The 6,302-nt window shown below is 64.1% G+C and carries 6 protein-coding genes; 2 read left to right on the top strand and 4 right to left on the bottom strand.

Annotated elements, in window-relative coordinates; translation table 11 throughout:
* The 3 genes from HPY23_RS04030 to ltnD all read right to left on the bottom strand — a co-directional run.
* The coding region (locus HPY23_RS04030; protein ID WP_200649561.1) for a four-carbon acid sugar kinase family protein at positions 1–717 on the bottom strand (717 nt) is incomplete at its 3' end.
* On the bottom strand, positions 714–1,496 hold the full coding sequence (otnI, locus tag HPY23_RS04025; RefSeq protein ID WP_091881805.1) for a 2-oxo-tetronate isomerase: 783 nt from the start codon (positions 1,494–1,496) through the stop codon (positions 714–716). The genes otnI and HPY23_RS04030, both read right to left, overlap by 4 nt.
* 162 nt (positions 1,497–1,658) lie before the next feature.
* The gene (ltnD, locus tag HPY23_RS04020) at positions 1,659–2,570 is read right to left on the bottom strand and encodes an L-threonate dehydrogenase (RefSeq protein WP_091881802.1); all 912 of its coding nucleotides are present in this window, start codon (positions 2,568–2,570) and stop codon (positions 1,659–1,661) included.
* Between the two features lie 192 nt (positions 2,571–2,762).
* Between ltnD and HPY23_RS04015 the strand changes: the two genes are divergently transcribed.
* Together HPY23_RS04015 and otnC are read left to right on the top strand one after the other, a co-directional pair.
* Entirely contained in the window at positions 2,763–3,809 is a 1,047-nt protein-coding gene (locus HPY23_RS04015; RefSeq protein ID WP_082742494.1) for a LacI family DNA-binding transcriptional regulator, read from the top strand.
* 14 nt (positions 3,810–3,823) lie between these two features.
* On the top strand, positions 3,824–4,486 hold the full coding sequence (otnC, locus tag HPY23_RS04010; RefSeq protein ID WP_060847064.1) for a 3-oxo-tetronate 4-phosphate decarboxylase: 663 nt from the start codon (positions 3,824–3,826) through the stop codon (positions 4,484–4,486).
* A gap of 168 nt (positions 4,487–4,654) precedes the next feature.
* Here the strand turns inward: otnC and HPY23_RS04005 are convergent, their stop codons facing one another.
* On the bottom strand, positions 4,655–6,244 hold the full coding sequence (locus tag HPY23_RS04005) for an ORC-CDC6 family AAA ATPase (RefSeq protein ID WP_200601623.1): 1,590 nt from the start codon (positions 6,242–6,244) through the stop codon (positions 4,655–4,657).
* Between the last annotated feature and the right edge of the window lie 58 nt (positions 6,245–6,302).

The raw sequence follows: 6,302 nt of genomic DNA, 5'->3' as shown, positions 1-6,302 counted from the left end.
CCCGGCCGCCACCAGGGCGCGGGCGAGCCCCAGCCCGAGGCCCGAGGCGCCGGTCGAGACCTTGCGGGTCAGGGCGGCGGCGCCCAGCACCGCGAGGTCGCGGTCGAGCACCGCGTCGGCAATGGCCGCGCCCTTGCCCTCGCGGGCGAGCGCGTCGAGCCGGGCCCCCACCGCCTCGGCGCCCTGCGCCACCGTCGCGAGGTCGACCAGTCCGACACCCGCCCGGCTCTGGCGCGCCAGCACCCGCACGAGGTTCGAATCCCGCATCGGGTTGAGGGGATGGTCCTTGAGCGGGCTCTCGGCGAGCGGGACCATGCCGACGAAGAGGTGACCGAGATAGACCGTGCGCGCGGTCTCCGGGAAGGCCGGGGTGACGAGCGCGATCGCCTCGCCGGCATCCTCCCGCAGGGCGTCGGTGACCGGGCCGATATTGCCCTCGTCGGTCGAATCGAAGGTCGAGCAGACCTTGAACAGCAGGTGGCCGGCGCCCCGGGCGTTCAGCCACGCGGCGGCCTCGCGCGAGCGGGCCACCGCCTCGTCGGCGGGGATCGACCGGCTCTTGAGCGAGACCACCACGGCGTCGACCTCGGGCAGCGCGAGATCGTCCGCCGGCACCCCGATGGTCTGGACCGTGCGCAGGCCCGCCTTGGTCAGGGTGTTGGCGAGGTCGGAGGCGCCGGTATAGTCGTCGGCGACGCAGCCCAGTGCCAGGGTCATGCGCGGGCTCCCTTATAGGCGTCGAACCAGCCCAAGCCCTCGCGGGTGCCGGCGCGCGGGTTGTACTCGCAGCCGACGAAGCCGTCGTAGCCGAGGCGGTCGAGTTCGGCGAACAGGAAGGCGTCGTTCATCTCGCCGCTGCCGGGCTCGTGCCGCTCGGGCACGCTGGCGGTCTGGACATGGCCGACCATCGGCATCAGGGCCCGCAGCCGCATGGTCACGTCGCCGTGCAGGATCTGGCAGTGGTAGAGGTCGAACTGCAGCTTCAGGTTCGGCAGCGCCAGCGCGCGGATCAGGTCGGCGGCATAATCGAAATCGTTGAGGAAGTAGCCCGGCATGTTGCGGGCGTTGATCGGTTCCAGCACGAGGTCGAGCCCCTCGCGGCCGACCCGTTCCGCCGTCCAGCCGACGGCGCGGCGGTAGGAGTCCTGCGCCCTGGAATCGCTGCGGTCGGCCATGCCGGCCATCAGGTGCAGGCGCTTCACGCCGGTGGCGCGGGCGTAGGCAAGCGCCGTCTCGACGCCGGCCTTCAGCTCCTCGAACCGGTCGGGCAGGGCCGCGAGCCCCCGCTCGCCCGCCGCCCAGTCGCCCGGGGGCAGGTTGAACAGGGCCTGGGTCAGGCCGTGCGCCTTCAGGCGCTCGCCGATCGCCTCGGGCGGATGCTCGTAGGGAAACAGGAACTCGACCGCCTCGAACCCGGCCTCCGCGGCCTGCGCGAACCGGTCGAGGAACGGGACTTCCGTGAACATCAGGGTCAGGTTCGCGGCAAAGCGCGGCATCGTGGTCCTCCCTCCCGGGCGTCTTGGTGGGCTTATCCTGGCAGACCGGCAAAGCCGGTCGAACGGCCACTCACATCACCACCTCTCGGGGTCATCCCGGGGCTGCGAAGCAAAGCCCGGAATGCCCCGGTGGATGTCAATTCAGTGGATGGGAGCCGACAGTCACCCCGCCCCGCCCGGCAGCGCGGTCCCGGTCACCTGGGCGTAGATCCGCGCCACCGAGGCGTCGTCGTCCCGGCCCATGCCGGCGCCGGAGGCCATCAGGAACATCTGCAGGGCGGCCGCCGCCACCGGCACCGGGAATTTCTGCGTGCGGGCCATGTCCTGGACGATGCCGAGGTCCTTGACGAAGATGTCGACGGCGCTGCGCGGCGCATAGTCGCCGTCGAGGACGTGCGGCATCCGGTTCTCGAACATCCAGGAATTGCCGGCCGAGGCGGTGATCACCTCGTAGACGCGCCTCAGATCGAGGCCCTGACGGGCCGCGAAGGCCATCGCCTCGCTCGCCGCCGCGATGTGGACGCCGGCGAGCAGCTGGTTGATCATCTTGAAGGCCGCGCCGGCGCCGGCGGCGTCGCCGAGCTCGTAGAGCTTGGCCGCCATGGCATCGAGGGCGGGCTTGGCCCGGGCGAAGGCCGCCGGGCTGCCCGAGGCCAGGATCGTCAGCTCGCCTTGCGCCGCGCGCTGGGCGCCGCCGCTGATCGGCGCGTCGAGGTAGTGCCGGCCGGTGGCCTCGAGCCGGGCGGCGAGCCGCCGGGCGACCTCCGGGTCCATCGTGGCGCAGGAGACGAAGACCGCGCCCTCCGGCATGGCGGCGGCGACGCCGTCGGGCCCGAACAGGACCGCCTCGGTCTGGGCGGCGTTGACCACGACGCACACCACGATGCCGGCATCCGCGGCCGCCCGGGCCGGGCTCTCGGCCCCCCGGCCGCCCTCGGCGACGAAACGCGCGACGCTCTCGGACGAGACGTCGCTGCCGGCGACGTCGAGGCCGGCGCGCCGCAGGGCCTGGGCCATGCCGTAGCCCATCGAGCCGAGGCCGATCACCGCGACGCGGGCGGGTGTGTCGCTCATGCCGTTTCCTCCTGCGGATCTTGCGATCCGCTGTCCCGCGCGATCTGACGCCGCGCCCTCGTCCCAGGCTCTAGCACCGAATTGGCAGCGCTGCCAATACGGACCAACGATCCGTTGAGCCGGCCCGGGAACCATGACATCGTGGCGCTGCCGCGCGGCGATGACAAGACGCGGCGCGTCGGGGGACGAGGGATGGACGAGGGAGGCAACGAGGCCTTCGCGACGGGGGACGCGGAGCCGTTCGACGGGACCGGCCGCCGCCCGATCACGCTCGCGGACGTCGCCCGCGAGGCGCGGGTCGGCGAGAGCACGGTGTCGCGGGTCCTGCGCAGCCACGGCTCGTTCTCGGAGAAGACCCGGGCCCGCGTCGAGGCGGCGGTGGCGCGCCTCGGCTACGTGCCGAACCGGATCGCCGGCACCCTCGCCTCGACCGGCTCACGGCTGATCGGCATCGTGATCCCCTCGCTCACCAACATCGTCTTTCCCGACCTCCTGCGCGGCGCGACCGCGGCCCTGGAGCAGGAGGGCTTCCAGTCGGTCATCGCCGTGACGGACTACGACCAGGACCGCGAGGAGGCGGTGGTCGGCTCGCTCTTGAGCTGGCGCCCGGCCGGGCTGATCGTCACCGGGCTCGAGCACAATCCCGGCACGCGGCGGCGCCTCGCGGCGAGCGGCGTGCGGGTGGCCGAGCTCCTCGACACCGACGGGCCGGGCCTCGACATCGTGGTCGGCTACTCCAACCGCGCCGCCGGCGAGGCGAGCGCCCGCCACCTCGTCGGCCGCGGCTACCGCCGCATCGGCTATATCGGCCACGACCTGACGAAGGACCGGCGCGCCGCCAAGCGCTACGCGGGCTTTCGCGATGCCCTGCGCGAGACCGGAATGGGGCCGGCCGGCGAGGAACGGGTGGCAAGCCCCTCCTCGGTCGAGGCCGGGCGGCAGGGGCTTGCCGCCCTGCTGGAGCGGGTGCCTGACCTCGACGCGGCCTATTTCTCGAACGACGACATGGCGCTCGGCGGCTATTTCCACTGCCTGGCCCACGGCATCGCGGTGCCGGGGCGGCTCGCCCTGTTCGGTTATAACGGCCTCGATGTCGGCCGGCTGATGCCGCAGCCGCTCGCCACCATCCGCACCCCGCGGGTCGAGGCCGGCGCCACGGCGGCGCGGCTGCTCTGCACGGGGAGCCCGGCGACGGTGGTGGATCTCGGCTTCGAACTGATCGAGGGAGCGACCGCGTGACGGACGTGTCGACGATGAGCGAGTCCGCCCTGCGCGAGGCGATCTGCCGGTTCGGGCGCTCGCTGTTCGAGCGCGGCCTGACGCCCGGCTCGTCGGGCAACATCTCGCTGCGGCTCGACGACGGCGGCTGGCTGGTGACGCCGACCAACGCCTCGCTCGGCTTCCTCGATCCGGCCCGGATCTCGCGCCTCGACCGCGACGGCAAGCTCCTGTCGGGCGACAAGCCGACGAAGGAGATTCCGCTCCACGGCGCCCTCTACGACAGCCGCTCGTCGGCCAGGGCGATCGTCCACCTGCACTCGACCCACGCGGTCGCGGTCTCGATGCTGCCGGAGATCGACCCCCGCGCCGTGCTGCCGCCGCTCACCCCCTACAGCCTGATGCGGGCCGGCGCGGTGGCACTGGTGCCCTACTTCCGCCCCGGCGACCCGGCGGTGGCCGACGCGATCCGGGGGCTCGCCGGGCAATATTCCTCGGTGCTGCTCGCCAATCACGGCCCGGTGGTGGCCGGCGACACCCTGGAGGCCGCGGTCTTCGCCACCGAGGAGCTGGAGGAGACCGCCAAGCTCTACCTGCTCCTGCGCAACCTCAACCCGCGCCACCTGACCCCGGCCCAGGTCCAGGACCTGGTGACGCATTTCGGCCTGACGCTGCCGGAGCACGGGCACGACCATTGAAATATTTATGATCTCGTCACGACGTACTGTTATTTAATAACGCTTAAGACAATGCGTTTATTTTTTCAATAAAATTTAAAGTAAATATATTGACGTTTAAGGTTGCACAACAGATGATTGCAAAAGCCCAGCCCAGCGCAGGGAGAGCTTTTGCGAGCATCTTATGTGCTATGGCGCTCTTTTGAATTGGGGATTAGCTGCATAGAATTGATCTAAATCAAGTATTGCTCTACGGAAAGAGCGTGCGTCATCTAAGGGCACATCGAAATCGACATCTTTGCCAGCATCTAGTGACAGAAGCAGGCCCTCGGGGAATTTATCAGTATTTATTAGGTCTACGTAGAGGCCATAATCAAGTTTATATACAATAAATCTTTCGCCGGGCCTGTGCGCAGCCGATCTGCTTCGGTTGAGAATATGCAAAGCACGCCTATCAAAGAGTCGATCTATGATGACATCTTCCACAGCAACTGGCAACAAGAAGGCACGCGTACGTCTATTACTGATAACTTCGTCCCTAATCCAATCAAGCAGGACGCGATTTTCCTTGTTAGCTTGTATTGTATTGTATTTCTCCGTCTGAAAAAATGAGTGGGCAGCGGAGCGCACAACGGGCATCGATATCTGATTTGTACTCGCTTTTTGAGCTGCCAATGCTAAAATATGCATAGCATCTCGCGGCACTCCTTCTGTAGCGCGCACAAACTCAGTAAACACATTCTCCTGAGTAAAAGATCTTGCTATGATAGACCCTGGATGTCCGATATTCAGTCCGATTTCAGAGGCTATCGCAATAGCATGATTGCTTACAAAGTTTCGGAAAAAATTTTTAGCTCTTTCTTCGTCGTTATCAATTACAAGATAATCGTCAAGATTTATCGCAGTGCTGATATCTGCACCAAGCTCGAATCCAATATAGCCTTCGTTTGCAAGATCGATCTTGAAAGAGGCACGATGCTCGATTGCTGCAATTTTTACGGTAATGTTCGGGACGCTGAACATCGCTCGACGCAGCAGATCTGCAAGATACGGCTGTATTTCAGGTGGTATAGTAGTCCACTCATCTATTAGGACCCACAATCGGGAGGCGCCAAGATAGCGCGCCAAGGCGCGAATCGCCCTCGAAAAATAGTTGAAATCAATCCAAGTGTGATCCGTTCCAGTTACTTTGATCTTGGTTGCGTGCTCCTGATTAGTTGAATCTTCATTTGACAAGCCGAACGATGAATTCGGAATTGTTCCAAGATTGATAGTTGCTGATGCGGTTGATTTAGAAACCGAACTGTCTTTATGACTTGCTTCTCGCTCAACGGCGCCATCAACTCTGGTCTCGCTGAAACCAGCAACAAATCCGTCCAGAACTGGGGCTGCTTCCGCCAAATTCCATCCACGGCTTGGATCGCTAAAAATGACGATCAACTCGTGGTGGATCGCAGAGCAAACATCGACTAACAATCGTGTGGCACGCTCGCTAACTGGTATCGAATGATCATTATAAATAGATCCGTTAGATCCAATATTTTGAGCATCTATAAATATTGCGACATCTCTTGTTTTATTACACATGCTTTGATAGTATCTAAGTGCATGGGTTTTTCCTGTACCACGCCTCCCATAAACAATTTGATTGTTTCTAGAACTCAGTAAATCAATAAGCGGACCTACCGACACAAAAGTTTCGGCGACCTGCTTTGCTGTAATTCTCTCCGCGCGGTCTTCGAATCTCATAAAACATCTATTTATAGTTTGCGCTTCCATGAGAAACACCCATCATACACCTAGGATTTTTATAATTTGCGGCAACTTACTTTGTCAA

The organism is Methylobacterium ajmalii (assembly GCF_016613415.1).
Taxonomy (GTDB): Bacteria; Pseudomonadota; Alphaproteobacteria; order Rhizobiales; family Beijerinckiaceae; genus Methylobacterium; species Methylobacterium ajmalii.
The sequence above is the reverse complement of the archived record's forward strand: the minus strand, read 5'-3'. Positions and strand labels throughout refer to the sequence as shown.